The 15,362-nt window shown below is 49.3% G+C and carries 10 protein-coding genes; 3 read left to right on the top strand and 7 right to left on the bottom strand.

Features of this window, described 5'->3' with window-relative positions:
* Nucleotides 1-35 precede the first annotated feature (35 nt).
* Complete coding sequence (gltX, locus tag JHU38_RS01775; protein ID WP_107581754.1) at nt 36-1,553, bottom strand: glutamate--tRNA ligase; 1,518 nt, start codon at nt 1,551-1,553, stop codon at nt 36-38.
* Between the two features lie 114 nt (nt 1,554-1,667).
* On the opposite strand from gltX, the gene JHU38_RS01770 reads away from it, so the two are divergent.
* The 3 genes from JHU38_RS01770 (at nt 1,668) to JHU38_RS01760 (ending at nt 7,373) form a co-directional block, all read left to right on the top strand.
* The gene (locus JHU38_RS01770; RefSeq protein ID WP_107581753.1) at nt 1,668-3,737 is read left to right on the top strand and encodes an HD family phosphohydrolase; all 2,070 of its coding nucleotides are present in this window, start codon (nt 1,668-1,670) and stop codon (nt 3,735-3,737) included.
* Nucleotides 3,738-3,990: 253 nt separating this feature from the next.
* Nucleotides 3,991-5,529, top strand: coding sequence for an OmpP1/FadL family transporter (locus JHU38_RS01765; protein ID WP_107581752.1), 1,539 nt, complete (start codon nt 3,991-3,993; stop codon nt 5,527-5,529).
* A 713-nt stretch (nt 5,530-6,242) separates the two neighbouring features.
* A complete protein-coding gene (locus JHU38_RS01760; protein ID WP_107581751.1) occupies nt 6,243-7,373 on the top strand; it encodes an ATP-binding protein in 1,131 nt (376 codons plus the stop codon).
* A 137-nt stretch (nt 7,374-7,510) separates the two neighbouring features.
* On the opposite strand, the gene priA is transcribed toward JHU38_RS01760, so the two are convergent.
* From priA to porK, 6 genes are read right to left on the bottom strand one after another with little or no spacing between them, the layout of a single operon-like run.
* On the bottom strand, nt 7,511-9,781 hold the full coding sequence (priA, locus tag JHU38_RS01755) for a replication restart helicase PriA (RefSeq protein ID WP_107581750.1): 2,271 nt from the start codon (nt 9,779-9,781) through the stop codon (nt 7,511-7,513).
* Between the two features lie 12 nt (nt 9,782-9,793).
* The gene (locus JHU38_RS01750; protein ID WP_107581749.1) at nt 9,794-10,423 is read right to left on the bottom strand and encodes an outer membrane beta-barrel protein; all 630 of its coding nucleotides are present in this window, start codon (nt 10,421-10,423) and stop codon (nt 9,794-9,796) included.
* Nucleotides 10,424-10,454: 31 nt separating this feature from the next.
* On the bottom strand, nt 10,455-11,501 hold the full coding sequence (gene porN, locus JHU38_RS01745) for a type IX secretion system ring subunit PorN/GldN (RefSeq protein ID WP_107581748.1): 1,047 nt from the start codon (nt 11,499-11,501) through the stop codon (nt 10,455-10,457).
* A 10-nt stretch (nt 11,502-11,511) separates the two neighbouring features.
* Nucleotides 11,512-13,065 (bottom strand): type IX secretion system motor protein PorM/GldM, encoded by a 1,554-nt coding sequence (gene porM / locus JHU38_RS01740; RefSeq protein ID WP_107581747.1) that lies wholly within the window; start codon nt 13,063-13,065, stop codon nt 11,512-11,514.
* A gap of 55 nt (nt 13,066-13,120) precedes the next feature.
* Nucleotides 13,121-13,909, bottom strand: a complete 789-nt coding sequence (gene porL / locus JHU38_RS01735) for a type IX secretion system motor protein PorL/GldL (RefSeq protein ID WP_107581746.1) — start codon at nt 13,907-13,909, stop codon at nt 13,121-13,123.
* Between the two features lie 5 nt (nt 13,910-13,914).
* Nucleotides 13,915-15,333, bottom strand: coding sequence for a T9SS ring complex lipoprotein PorK/GldK (gene porK / locus JHU38_RS01730; RefSeq protein ID WP_369917246.1), 1,419 nt, complete (start codon nt 15,331-15,333; stop codon nt 13,915-13,917).
* Nucleotides 15,334-15,362: the final 29 nt, after the last annotated feature.

Genomic DNA, 15,362 nt, shown 5'->3' with positions numbered 1-15,362 from the left:
CACCTCGAATGGAAAGCGGTTTCCGAATGATGAGTTTATTTCAACAGGTCGATGGCGGCATGAAGACGGCGTAAGGTCTCCTCCTTGCCTAAGAAAGCTGTGATGTCGAACATGCCGGGACCCTTTCCTATACCGACCAAAGCCAAGCGGAAGGCATTCATCACGTCGCCAAGTTTATAGCCCTTGTCTTCCACCCACTTCATAACGACGGTCTCCTGGCCCTCGATAGAGAAATCTTCTATGCCCTCAAGCACTTCCGCAAGCTCCGTCATCTGCCGGGCCGAATACTCCTTCCAGCGCTTCTTGACGGTCTTTTCGTCGTATTCTGTAGGCGCGACGAAGAAGAAAGAGCACAGCGGCCACAACTCCTTGACGAAGCTCACACGGTCTTTCATCATGTGAACGACCTGCGTAACGCGCTCCATCGACTCGTCAATGCCATTGTTGGCGACAATCGGCGCAAAGAGTCCGGCAATCTCGTCGTCGCTCTTTTGCAGGATATACTCATGATTGAACCATATTCCTTTCTGGTAGTCGAACTTGGCGCCATGGAGCGAACACTTGGTGATATCAAAGGCCTCGACGAGCTGATCAAGCGTAAAGAGTTCCTGATCGGTGCCCGGATTCCACCCCAACAATGCCAGGAAGTTGACCACGGCCTCTGGAAAATAACCGCTTTCACGGTAGCCCGACGACACTTCTCCCGTCTTGGGATCGTGCCATTCCAGCGGAAACACGGGGAAACCAAGGCGGTCTCCGTCGCGCTTACTGAGCTTTCCTTTGCCTTCGGGCTTCAGAAGCAAAGGCAAGTGAGCGAACTTCGGCATGGTATCGGTCCAGCCGAAAGCCTGATAGAGCAGCACATGGAGCGGCGCGCTGGGCAGCCATTCCTCGCCGCGGATGACGTGGGTGATTTCCATCAGATGGTCGTCAACGATGTTGGCCAAGTGATAAGTGGGCAATTCGTCGGCACTTTTGTAGAGCACCTTGTCGTCGAGGATGTCGCTCTTGACGACCACCTCGCCACGAATCATGTCGTCCACACGTACCTCCATACCCGGTTCAATCTTGAAACGAACCGTATATTGCGCGCCGTCGGCGATGAGCCGGTCGACGTCTTCCTTGGAAAGCGTGAGTGAATTGCGCATCTGCAGACGCGTATGGGAATCGTATTGGAAGTTCTGAATTTCGTTACGCTTGGCTTCCAGCTCCTCGGGCGTATCGAAAGCGATGTATGCCTTGCCCGCGTCGAGCAACCGCGTGACATACTCCTTGTAGATATCTCGGCGCTCGCTCTGCCTGTAGGGCCCGTGACTGCCACCGAAGCCGACGCCTTCATCAAACTTGATACCGAGCCAGCGGAACGATTCTATGATATATTCTTCGGCTCCCGGAACAAAACGGTGGGAGTCCGTATCTTCAATTCTAAAGATAAGCTCGCCTCCATGCTGGCGGGCAAACAGATAGTTATATAATGCCGTGCGGACACCACCGATATGCAACGCGCCCGTCGGACTGGGGGCGAAGCGCACCCGTACCTTTCTTTCTGTCATTCTGATAGGATAATGTAAGATATATTTTTTGCAAAATTAATACAATTTCTCGACTATTGCATATATTTTTTTGTAATTTCGCATATATAATAGGTATCCGAAGCGTATTACATCATGAGAATTAGACAAGAAGAGCACTACTGGCGCAATTTGGCAACCCGCCTCGCCGTAGTTATCATCACCGTGGCACTGATCGTTTGGTTCATGCCGCGCAACGAAAAGCAACAGTTTAGATACGACGTAGGAAAACCATGGATGTACGGTTCTTTCATCGCTAATTTCGATTTCCCCATCTACAAAACCGACGAAACCATCAAAGCGGAGCAAGACTCCGTGATAAAACAGTTTCAACCTTATTATAATTATAACGCGAAAGTTGAAGCACAGGAAATCGCCAAGTTCAAACGTGATTTCAAAGACGGATTCGAAAACCTGCCCACAGGCTACCTGCGTGTCATCATCGACCGACTGCACAGGCTCTACCAAGCCGGTATCATCAACACGCCGGAGTACAACAATCTGGCCAAAGACTCGACGAGCATGGTGCGGGTGGTGAACGGCAAACGGGCATCAAGTCTGCAAATCAACTGCATCTACTCCACCATGTCGGCCTACGAGATGCTTTTCAACGACGAAATTTTGGCCAAAGAGCGTCACGTTCTACAGCGAATGAACCTGACAAATTACATCGCAGCCAACCTCATCTACGACAAGGACCGGTCGGAAGCAGAGCAAAACGACCTCATGAGCAGCATTCCCATCGCCAGCGGCATGGTGATGAGCGGCCAGAAGATCATCGATCGGGGCGAAATCATCAACGATTACACTTATCGGGTGCTGAACTCGCTGGACCGGGAACTGCAACGACGCGACGCCAACAAGACCACCATCACCAACACGGTGATCGGACAACTGCTCTACGTCACGATTCTCGTGTCGCTCTTCACCGCCTTCCTGACCCTCTTCCGCAAGGATTATTTCGACGACTCCCGCAGCATCTTAATGCTTTATTCACTGATTACACTCTTCCCCATCATCGTTTCCGAGATGATGCAACACAACTTCTTTAGCGTCTACATCGTGCCTTTCGCCATTGTTCCCATATTCATTCGTGTGTTCATGGATACACGAACGGCTTTTATCGCCCACGCGGTGATGATTCTCATCTGCGCGGCAACGGTTAAATATCAATACGAATTCATCATCATACAGCTGGTAGCCGGGCTGGTGGCCATCTATTCGCTGCGTGAATTGTCGAAGCGGGCACAGCTGTTCAAGACCGCTCTGTTCGTGACCGTAAGTTCCTGCCTGGTCTACTTCTCCCTTCAGATGATGCAAAACTACGATCTGATGAAGATGGACCAGTCGATGTACTACCACTTCGCGGTCAATGGCGTGCTGTTACTGCTGGCCTATCCGCTGATGTATCTGATTGAAAGGACGTTCGGATTCACTTCCAACGTGACGCTTTTTGAGCTTTCCAACACCAACAAAGGGCTACTGCGCGACATGAGCGAAATTGCGCCCGGCACCTTCCAACACAGTATTACGGTGGGCAACCTGGCCGCGGAAATCGCCAATAGGATTGGAGCCAACAGTCTGCTGGTGCGCACCGGCGCGCTCTATCACGACATCGGAAAGATGGAGAATCCCGTTTTCTTCACCGAAAACCAGGTGGGTGTCGACCCGCACAAGAACATGCCCTACACCGAAAGCGCACGTATCATCATCCGTCACGTTACCGAAGGTGTCAAGATGGCCGAGAAATATAATCTTCCGGCCTTCATCAAAGACTTCATTCTGACGCATCACGGACTGGGCATTACGAAGTATTTCTACATTAAATACCAGAACGAGCACCCCGACGAAGAGGTCGATAAAAAATTGTTCAGTTATCCCGGCCCCAATCCTTTTACCCGAGAGCAAGCCATATTGATGATGGCCGACACGGTAGAAGCCGCCTCGCGCTCGCTTCCCGAATATACGGAAGAGAGTATCAGCAACCTCGTCAACAAGCTTATCGACGAGCAGGTGGCCAACGGCTACTTCACGGATTGCCCTATCACCTTCCGTGATATTGCCCAGGCCAAGCTGATTCTGATCGAACGACTCAAAGCTATTTATCACACCCGCATATCTTATCCTGAACTGAAAGGCGCCAACAAAATCGCCGAAGCGGAATAAAACGTCCGATGAGCCAACAAGTCCATTCGTCATAGTAGGCTTGTTGGCTCATTGGCATAGCAGAACCTCCAAAAACGTCCTCCTTTTCTGCACAAAAGTAAGCCTATTTGTGCCAATTTTTCTGCACAAAAACATTTTTTTGTGCAGAAAAACACGCTTTTATAGTTAACGGATTTTAAATAAAAGCGCTTCTTTTCCGAAATATAGAACAATGATTCTAACTTTGCAGCCAAATTTATTTAAGGTAATTAAGATGAATAAAGTAAAATTCGCAATCATTGCACTTGCAATGACAGCGACCCCTTCGGTTTGGGCAGGCGGACTGCTAACAAACACTAATCAAAACGTTGCTTTCGACAGAATGCTGAGCCGTGACGGTGCCATTGGCATAGACGGCGTTTATGCCAACCCCGCCGGCGTGGCCTTCCTTAGCGACGGTCTCCACCTCTCACTCAACTGGCAGCTCGTATTCCAGAGCCGCACCATCCGAAACGAATATCCGCTCTTCGCGAGAAATCAAAATGACAATGCCGCCACCCGCAAATTCCGTGGTACGGCTTTCGCTCCGGTATTGCCTTCGATACAGGCCGCTTACAACTGGAAAGGGTTCTCTTTCCAGGCTATGTTCGGTATCACGGGCGGTGGTGGCAAATCCACCTTCGACAACGGACTGGGTTCTTTCGAGAAAATAGTAGCCGAAACAGCCATGGGGGCGTCAGCCTTGGCCGGCGCTATCGATAAGGCCATGGGCCGGGAGACGTTTACCGGCGACAACATGTTCGGCAAGACCGGCAGCTACAGCTACAACAGTTTCATGCGCGGACGCCAATACTACTATAGTTTCTCGCTGGGAGCGGCCTATAAGCTCAACGCCAACCTGAGCGCTTATGCCGGTGTACGCGGTGTTTATGCCATGAGCAACTACTACGGCTACGTGCGCGACATCAAAGTGGGCCGCGTTCCGCTCTACACCGTGCTCGATCCGTCGCGCACCAACTCCGCCGATATCGAACTGAACTGCGACCAGACAGGCGCCGGCTTCACTCCCATCCTTGGTGTCGACTACAAACTGGGGCGCTGGAACTTCGCCGCCAAGTATGAGTTTAAGACGCGTATGCGACTGAAGAACGAGAGTGTGAACTCGATTCCCAGCATCGGCAACCTGCCCGGCAATCTGGCTAAGCAGATGGTACAGGCCGGAATGACACAGGCACAGGCACAGACCGTACTGACGGCACCCGCCGTGGCAGGCAACATGCAGGCCATCAAACAGCAGTTCGACAGCAAGCTCGGCGCGGCCATCGGCGAATACGAGGATGGCAAGAAGATTGCCGCCGACATTCCGGCCTACCTCGCCGTGGGCGTGAGCTACAATCCGATCGACCCACTGCGTGTCAACGCGGGCTTTCACTATTTCTTCGACAAGCAGGCGACGGCCCATAACCACCGCGAAGACCTGTTGAAACGCGGCACGATGGAATGGAACGCGGGCGTAGAATACGACGCCAGCAAACTGATAACCGTCAGTGCCGGATGGCAGAACACCGGCTACGGTCTCTCCGACGAGTATATGGACGACAAGTCGTTCGTTACCAGTTCCAACTCGGTGGCTTGCGGCATGAAAGTGAATATCAGTAAGAAGGTGAAACTCAACCTGGCTTACTTCCACACGTTCTACAAGCACTACAAAACCGATACGCCTTCGCAACTCGGTGGCAACACTTTGAACTACAAGGCCGACTTCACACGCAACAACAACGTGTTCGGCGCCGGTGTTGATATCGACTTTTAATAAGACAACTATCGTTCTTCGGAAAAAAGCAGGCAGGCATTACGACTCACCTGAAAGCCATAGGCCTCTCCTTGTTTCTTCTTGATTTTTCCGAAAAAATATACAAATCGTTGTCAAAATATACTTCAAGGAAGAAGTTCGTGACCAAAAGCCCGAAATTTCGAACGTTTCCGCAAAACAAATAAATCGCTGATAATCAGCGATTTATTTGTTTTTATGAAGTTCATACCTATCAAAAACAGCCTGAAACTTTGAAAATAGCCACCTGAAAGCAGCCTTTCGGGCCGATAAAAGCATAGCGATAAGGAGGTCAAAGCATAGCTTTTAGCGTGTAAAAGCTATGCTTTGACCTCGAAATGAGCTAAAAACGGCATGGCATAGAGGCAGAAAACACCCTTTCATCCTTATTTTTTGATCTAAATGAAACTTTTTCAGAGGCCGTTTTTCTTACTACTTTCTTTACAAAATATCAAAAAACTGCGAAGCAAGTTTTATCGACTGACTCGTCTGAAATAATAAATGATAATTTATCAAACATTATGTCTGGTAAATAATAGAGCCATTAGTACTATTAACATTTATAATTACTACGAACGATGAAACAACTGCTTTAAGATTAAAGCAGTAAAAATCGCCATTCTACAATCTGTTTTTTATGTAAAATTCGCCAATTAAAAAATTATGATTATCTTTGTACCATAATTTATCAAGGTATGGAAACAGTAAATAGAATGCTTCAAGAGAAGATTACCGCACGAATCGCGCCCAATAAAGCAGTATTGATTTTTGGTGCTCGCCGTGTTGGTAAAACGGTAATGATGCGTAAAATTGTGGACAACTATTCAGGTAGGACGATGATGCTCAACGGCGAAGACTACGATACATTAGCACTGCTGGAGAACCGCTCAATCGCCAATTATCAGCATTTATTGGATGGTATTGATTTGCTGGCTATTGATGAGGCTCAGAACATACCACAAATCGGTAGTATTCTGAAGTTGATAGTTGATGAAATACCGGGAATAAGCGTCTTGGCAAGTGGTTCTTCGTCATTCGATTTACTGAATAAGACCGGTGAGCCGTTGGTTGGTCGCAGTACGCAATTCTTACTTACTCCTTTTTCACAACGGGAAATAGCACAAATAGAAACTCCCTTTGAAACTCGTCAGAATCTCGAAGCCCGTTTAATTTACGGATCATATCCTGAAGTAGTAATGATGGAGAACTATGAACGTAAAACAGACTATCTACGCGATATTGTAGGTGCATACCTGCTTAAAGATATCTTGGCGATTGACGGCTTAAAAAATTCAAGCAAGATGCGCGATCTGCTACGATTGATAGCTTTTCAGTTGGGCAGCGAAGTTTCTTACGAAGAGTTAGGTAAACAACTCGGCATGAGCAAAACAACGGTTGAAAAATACCTTGACCTCTTGGAGAAAGTCTTCGTTATATATCGTCTTGGGGCTTACTCACGCAATCTTCGTAAGGAGGTGACGAAAGCCGGGAAGTGGTATTTCTACGATAATGGCATTCGCAATGCGATTATAGGAGCTTTTTCACCATTGGCTATTCGACAGGATGTCGGAGCACTGTGGGAAAACTACATCATTGGGGAGAGACGCAAGGCGAGTTTCAATGAAAGATTGCATAAGGAGTTCTATTTCTGGCGCACCTATGATAAACAGGAAATCGATTTGATTGAGGAATGTGCCGACAGTCTGACCGCTCTGGAGTTCAAATGGGGAAACAAAATGCCCACTGTTCCGAAAGTGTTTCAAGAAGCCTATCCCCATGCCGAGTTCCATGTGGTGAACAGGGAGAATTATTTGGAGTTTGTATAAAACAAGAAATTATAGAAACATGTATTTGAGTAGTTTGCATATCAGTCAGTTTAGGGTATTTGATGATATTACTCTCTATTTCAAGAATGGAATAAATATATAGGAGAAAATTGATATGCTTGACAAGCGAACGAATCTCAAAGCGGATCTACGTCATAATAAATCTGTAAGGCGGCATAACGCTTGTCCTGCGCCATCTGTTTCTGTACGTAGCGAAGGGCCTCACGCGCTTGGCTGAGGTTGATGCCGTTCTCCAACTTCAGCACCAACTTGCGGATATGCAGGGTTTTTACGCGGGCTATGGCGGGCTTGTCGGGCCCCAACACACGTCCGCCGAAATACTGTCGCAACCGGCTGCCCAGCTCCTGGGCAGCTGTTTCAGCCATGCCTTCGTATTTATGTTTCAGAAAAACATAGACCAGATGATGGAACGGCGGATAATGGAAAAGCCGGCGTTCCTCAAGCAGGTCGGCGTAGAAGCCCTCATAATCATTCGTCACCACCTGACCAATGACAGGAAGGTCGGCACTCTTGGTCTGAAGAATCACCAGGCCACGGTCGCCCTTGCGCCCTGCCCGTCCGCTCACCTGACTCATCATCATAAAAGCGTGTTCGTAGGCCCGGAAATCGGGATAGTTGAGCATGGAATCGGCATTCAAAATGCCCACGACGCTTACCTTGTCGAAGTCAAGCCCCTTGCTAATCATCTGCGTCCCGATGAGCAGATTGGTCTTGCCGCGCGAGAAATCGCCGATAAGCCGTTCGTAAGCATTGCGGGTACGGGTGGTATCAAGATCCATGCGAGCCACACGCGCCTCGGGGAAAAGTTCACGAATATAGTCTTCTATCTTCTCTGTGCCATAACCACGGCCCTGCAATTCGCTGCCACCGCAGTTAGGACACACGGCCGGCACGGGATAAGTAAACCCGCAATAGTGGCAGGTGAGCTGGTTCAATCGCTTGTGCAGCGTGAGCGAAACGTCACAGTTGCCGCACTTGGGCACCCATCCGCACGTCCGACACTCAATCATCGGCGCGAAGCCACGACGATTTTGGAACAGAATCACCTGCTTGCCATCGTGCAAAGCGTGTCGAACAGCCTGTAACAAGTCGGGCGAGAACGGCCCGTTCATCATCTTCCGTCGCTGCAAGTCCTTGATATCCACCACGCGTATCTCGGGCAACTGAATGTCGCGATAGCGCGTCATCAGGCTGACAAGGCCGTACTTGCCCTGCCGAGCGTTGTAATAGCTTTCCATCGACGGCGTGGCGGTGCCCAATAGCGTCTTGGCGCCATACATTTGGGCCAACATAATGGCCGCGCTTCGGGCATGATAGCGGGGCGCGGGGTCTTGTTGCTTGAAAGATGTTTCGTGTTCTTCGTCGACAAGCACGAGTCCCAAATTGCGGAAAGGCAGAAACACGGCGCTGCGTGCGCCCAGAATGATGTCGTAGGGAGTGTCCGACAGCTGCTTGTTCCATATCTCCACCCGCTCGGCATCGCTGTACTTGCTGTGATAAACTGCCATCCGATTGCCAAAAATCCGTTGCAATCGGGTCGTTATCTGTATGGTCAGCGCTATCTCGGGTAGCAGATAGAGCACCTGCTGATGCTCATCCAGCGCTTTCTTGATCAAATGAATATACACCTCGGTCTTGCCACTCGACGTAACACCGTGGAACAATACGACCGGTTTCTTGAGAAACTGAAAGACAATCTGATTATAAGCGTCCTGCTGCGGTTGGCTGAGCGGTTGGATAGATTCGAGTTGCGGCTCGCCCCCCACGTTGAGTCGGCCCACGGTCTTTTCGTAAGTAAAGAGAAAACGTCTGTCAATGAGTGCCTTCATAACGGCTGCCGTGCAATGACTCGCGTTCATCAGTTCCTCACGGGTGACCTCTATAATGGGCCTATCGGGAACGGTTCCCGAGAGAGAGTCCCAATGCGAGAGCGTTAAAAAGGTGGTAAACGTCTGGAGTTGCTTGGTTGCCCGTGCCAGCATGTTGAGACAGGCATGGAGTGTTTGTTCGTTTCGGCAAGGTTCAGACAACGCGACATAGGTCTCTGTCTTGGGCCGGAAGCCTTCTTCGGCCTTCAATCCGGATGGCAAAGCCGCCTTGTAAACGTCGCCAATCGGCGAAAGATAATAATCAGAAATCCATTGCCACAGCTTCAGTTGCTGCGGCAGAAGCACAGAAGTGCTATCGAGCACCTCCATCACTTCTCTGACCTCGAAGTCGGGTTTGGTGTCATGCAACCGCATCGCTATGCCCGTGTAGGTCTTACTCTTGCCAAGTGGAACGAGTAAGCGCATACCCGGCTTGACGCGATCACGCATCAAACCGGGTATGGCATAGGTAAATAAGCCGTCGAGGGGCAACGGCAGAATGACATCAACAAAACTCATAAGAACTTCTTACTAAAAGAAGTAAGTGACTCCCAGCTGCCAGGTGTTATCTGATTCCACTTTAACAGACCCTGCCTTCAAGTTTTTACGGGCCGTATCGACAACATCTGAGATGGTGAGATCGCCTGTGCGTCCAACGGGTATGTTATACTTGACCGTTATCTGAATATGCTTTACCAGAATACCTCCTCCCAAATTCGTGCTAAAGAGTGACTTCTTCAACTGGAAAGTGCTCTTATAGCTTTCGGCACTGCCCCATGAAAAGGAGTCGTCACCTACATTGAAGCTAAACTGCGGACCAACAAAGCCAAACAGACTGAACGAGTCGCCCATGTCCAATCCCGCACGCAGGTTCAAAGGAACATTCACATACTTCCGCTCGATTTTCACGCCATCAATCTTGGAAGACTGTACATCATAGAGTGCTGATATATCTGCAGCCAGTCCACTGACAGGAATAGCGAACTTTACCGTAGGGCCAATGTAGAATCCCAGATGGTCGGACGCGTCAAAGCTCTTCGGCTTAAGCGTCAGCTTAGTCAAATCCACACCACCTTGAACGCCCAACTTAATCTGTGCCTGCGCACCGGCAGAACACAACAGCAACATGGCTGTCATCAATAAGAAAAAGGATTTTTTCATACTCTCTATTATTTAAATGAAAATAAAATAATCAATGACGCTGACGACGCACTGTGACACGGGCAGAGGAACTCCGTTCGGTTGCGGCCGGCTTTGAGGCTGCGCCGCTCTTAGAAGCCTTTCCAAGACTGCTCGGGCGAACCGCACGGCGGTTGCGGGCTAATGTTTTCTGCTTCTTGGGTGCCTTTTCGGTATTGGCAACGACAAGAGAATCCTTGGCAGAATGGTCTCCCCAAAGACGGTTTTCAAACGCGGCCAACTCGGCCTCAATACGTTTCTGCTCCTGTGCCATAGCGGTGTCATTGGCACAATACTGAGCCAGCGTTTTGCCCAGCATATTATTGGTTTTATAAATAGAACCTTTATAAAGACGCATGGCGAAATAATCATCGGCGCTCATTTCGGAAGCATTGTTCAAGCTACTGCCCATCACGGTCTGACGAGCCAGATAGGGAGCCAAGTCATCATACTTTACCCAAAACAAGGGATACTTCTGAACGCCGTCACCAAAGTCATCTTCGCGCTCCATCACAGGGCAAAGTGCCAGCACTTTTGTATGGAACGTGGCCGAACGCTGGTCGTAGTAAGAAGTTTCCTTGATATAATACGCTTTCACTTCGCGCGAAGGAATATCACTATCGTCAATACGGATGCCGCGATCTGTGCGCTTATAAAGTATCTGATAATTGTCGAGGAGATGCAAAGGCTTGACAGCCGACGAGTCGGAGAAATCCTCATTGCCGTCCATATTGTAATTGTAGACGGTAATGGCACGTCGCAGCATCAGCTTAAAGATATAAGTAAAGAGATTGACTTTACCATTTTGTGGTTCAACAGGGAAATAAAGGCCACCATTGGCGTCATCGGTCAGTTTGATTTCACGATAGATGTCGCGCCGCCACACAACATCCTCCTCCATCTTAGGCTGTACGGGGAACGCGATTTGTGAACGGACAGTCACCTTATCACCCGTGGTGTTCCGCGATTTAGCAGCTTGCTCCGCCCGTCGCTTGGGGGATTGTGCGGCAGCTGTCTGTACAAGACAGCACACACATATCATCAAGAATATTTGTCTCATATCAATTGATTTATCTTACTATCACTTCCATGGCTCCGGGCAACTTTCGGACAATGCCATCAGGCCCTTGCGCCGTTACTTTTATATAAAATCGACGATTGCGTGACAACTTACGAAAAGCCTCTATCTGCCGATCGGAGAAACTGGCACCATTGCTCACCATGGGAACAGCGTTGCCCATATTGTCATAAAACACCGTTTCAAAATTCAAAACACGAAATTCTATATCGAGCAATCCGTCATCAATGGCCGCATTCACGTGGTGAAGCGACAGCAACGAGCCTTTGGCCAGCGGACCACCTTTAAACCGATCGCCACCCAAAGCCAGATAAGGAGTCGGATCGGGCAGCTTTCGCACCTTGAAGGCGTAACTTCCCATCTGGCGCGTCCGCCCTTTATCGGTGGCCGAAACATGAAAAGTAACTTCCTTGCCGACAGCCGCCGGTACCGCCGTAAAGCGTCCGTTGCCTTTCGCCGTCAAACTTCCACCGGTCATCGATACGTGAATGGCATTCTGCGGTACGCCCGGCACACTAATACTAACAGGATTCTGATAGCCGGCATACAACACATTCATCATATCGGCTGCCACGGTGGCGCCACTGGGTTGAGGAATTACCTCATATTTCTGCGTAAAATTGCGACGCAATACTTCACCGGCGCCGTTTTGCATCAAGATATAACCACCGAAAGAGTGTTGTCCTACGCCACCCGCCGCGAAGCTATACTTGCTGCCACGGATATTAACACGGCTGCCATTGATAAAAATCTGTGGCTGCAACGTCGTGTCGACAGCCGCCATCACAATGCTGGCCGAAAACGTTTCGCCCGGATAGAGCGTCGTCTTTTCAGGAATTACAAATGCGTTAAGCTTGTTGACACGGATATCTTTCACGTCAATATTGGCCACAAGCGTATGGAGTACCTCGCCTTCAGCGTAGCGCACGTCGCTCTGAAGTTTTGAAAGTAGCGTAACCGCAGCGGCTACTGGCATGTCTTCAAACATATATTGCTGCCAGTTGCGACCCACGGTGCGACGCTGACGGGGCAGTTTTGTCGAGAGGTTACTGGCAATAATTCTGCGTTGCATCGGATTAGTGACCATCGAAAGAATACGTTCACGATAAGCGTTGATGGCCCGATAGAGTTTCCCTCCCTGCCCGGTGAGGGGAGAAAGCATCACCTGACTGGCTGCTTCCAAGTCGTCTTTATGCCGAATATTATGCACATCGCCATCCGGTCCGTCAGCTTCTTTCACGATTTCCTCCTTCAGTTGCTGTGCGAACAGATAGAGCGAGTCGCTCATCCGCTTCACGGTCGTAGCCTTATCGAACCACTCCTTCACTTTCTGCGGATTGCTTTTCATCTGCAAAGCAAAGTTTTCGTAGATAGCGGAATTCTCTGTTGAAGAGTTACCCGTCGTACGATTGATGCTGTCTTCTACGAGCGAAAAGCCGTCAAGCACTTCTGTCGACACGTTAAGTGCCAACATAGCCATCAAGACAACGTACATCAGGTTGATCATCTTTTGGCGAGGAGATATCGGGCGTTTTTTAATAGCCATTGTGTTTCATCTTAAAATAAAGTTGCAGGCGCGTCAATCAGCATTACACAACGCCTCAGAAACCATTTTGCTGTCCCGTGCCGGTCATACCGGGTGCCGCCGATCGCATATTAATCGTCATGGCCTCAATCATACGGGTGTAAATTTTATTCAACTGCTCGATATGCTGTGCCATCATCTTGCTTTGCTCATTGATCTGGTCGATGGTACCAATCTGCTGGCTGGCACTCTTGAGTTGCATCTCATAAACTTTGCAAATGCCGGTCAACGTACGATTCAGATTTTCCATCTCTTCGCTATCACGAGTCAATCGGCTGCTCTGTTCACCCACCTTACTCAATACAACCGTAAGCTTCTGCAACTCTTCTACATAATTCTTCTGGGCCTCTGCCATCTCCAGATTTGAAGAAGGCGCAGCCATAGACGGCGCAACGGCAGACTGAACAGCCGCTACCTGAGCTTCAGCAGCAGACTGTTGCGACAGAATGACTGCCGAATAGTCCGCAGCCTGCTTGGTTACAGGTCGAACAACAGCTGATTGCGAAGCAACCATATCCTCGCTTTCTCCTTCCGCAACACCAAGATGCATGGGCAGTTCGCGCCCCTCGGCTGTCTTATCAAATGGCCGATCGAAAGCCGAAAGGAAGAAAACAACCACCTCTGTACCCATACCCAGGAAGAGCCAGAAGTTAGCTCCGGGAATATGAGTCAGCTTACAAAGCGTACCAAAAATAACGATGGCCGCACCCCAACTGTAAGCATAGTTGAGAAAAGTCTGACCGGGCACGCTGTCCATCCATTTCTGTAAATGATAGACTATATTGAATTTACTATATCTTGTCATATCGTTTATTTTTTGCTTTTGGGTTGTTTACCGGTCATTGAACTTGCCATGCTGCGCACACAGCGGAAACCTACAAAGGAACGGGGCTGATTCTGATATTCCCACGTGCGCCAGGCGCTGCGGATATAGCTTTCGGGATCTTTCCACGAACCACCTCTCACGCTCTTTTTCTTCAACCGATAAGGATCTTCCTTGGCGGCATTGTACTGCAATGTTGGGTTAAGGTCGTTCATGGCCTGTAGACCTGACTCGGTGAAAATGGTACTTGTCCACTCTGCTACATTGCCCGCCATGTCGAAAAGGCCGTTACTATTGGCACCATAAGTACCCACTTTGCTTGTAATCAGATTACCATCTTCGGTATAATTGCCACGATCGGGCTTGAAGTTGGCATAGAAACAACCTTTCCCATTCTTCATATCCTTATTGTCCCATGGGAACTCGGTACCTTCTTTACCACGAGCCGCATATTCCCACTCGGCTTCGGTGGGCAGGCGATAGCGCTGTACGAAGCGAGCTTCAGGCCCCAAACCGGCCAACAAATAATTGGTGCGCCAAGCACAGAAAGCGTTGGCCTGCTCCCACGTAACACCGACAACGGGATAATCATTATAAGCATCGTTGCTGAAATAGTTGCGCAGATACATCTCATTATCCGAATTGGTAAAGTCGTTGACCCAACATGTCGTGTCGGGATAGATATTAACGATGTAAGTATTAAGGAAATCCCACGGGCCGGTGAGCTGTCGATCAATCGTCTCCGACACAATCTTGCCCTCGTCGTTAATATAAGCCGTATCTTTAGAAATCATCACAACCTCATTGGGATCTACGGTAACATCGGTGTTGAGCTGGCGTTCCTCCGGATTCAGACGATTACGACGAAGGGCGGCAGCCGTATAATCGTAGATTTCATACTTATAATTCATCTGGCGCCAATCAAGCAACTTCTCGCCCGTCACGGGATTGGTGACGTATAAACTCTCGATAGCTCGCTGCTCATCCTCGTTGGGTTTGCGTGGCAAAGGTTTCTTCCAGTTGACACGAGGCGTAATAGCTTCGCCGTTTTTATCTTCCGTGATAAGATAACTCTCGTCGCCGGCATAAGCAGGGTCGGCCAAACGCGTGCGGAGAATACTATCGCGCACCCACATAACAAACTGTTTGTACTTGGAATTGGTCACTTCGGTTTCATCCATCCAGAAACCATCGACGGATATATCCTTCGCAACGCTCTTACGCCCCCAAAGCGAGTCGATGCTATCCAGTCCCATGTGCAGATAGCCACGGTTTACCTTTACCATACCATAGGGTGTCGGCTCCGTAAAACTCCGGCTTCCGCCTACGCCTACAACTTCACCGCCACGTCCCGACTGCGACAGACTCTTGCTGCCCAGACACCCCGTAAGCAGGGCCAGGACCATCAAGGCGCAAAGCCGTATCATTGATTTTC

The organism is Prevotella illustrans, from assembly GCF_017426725.1.
GTDB lineage: Bacteria > Bacteroidota > Bacteroidia > Bacteroidales > Bacteroidaceae > Prevotella > Prevotella illustrans.
Note: the sequence above shows the minus strand (reverse complement) of the source record. Positions and strands in the feature narration are given on the sequence as shown.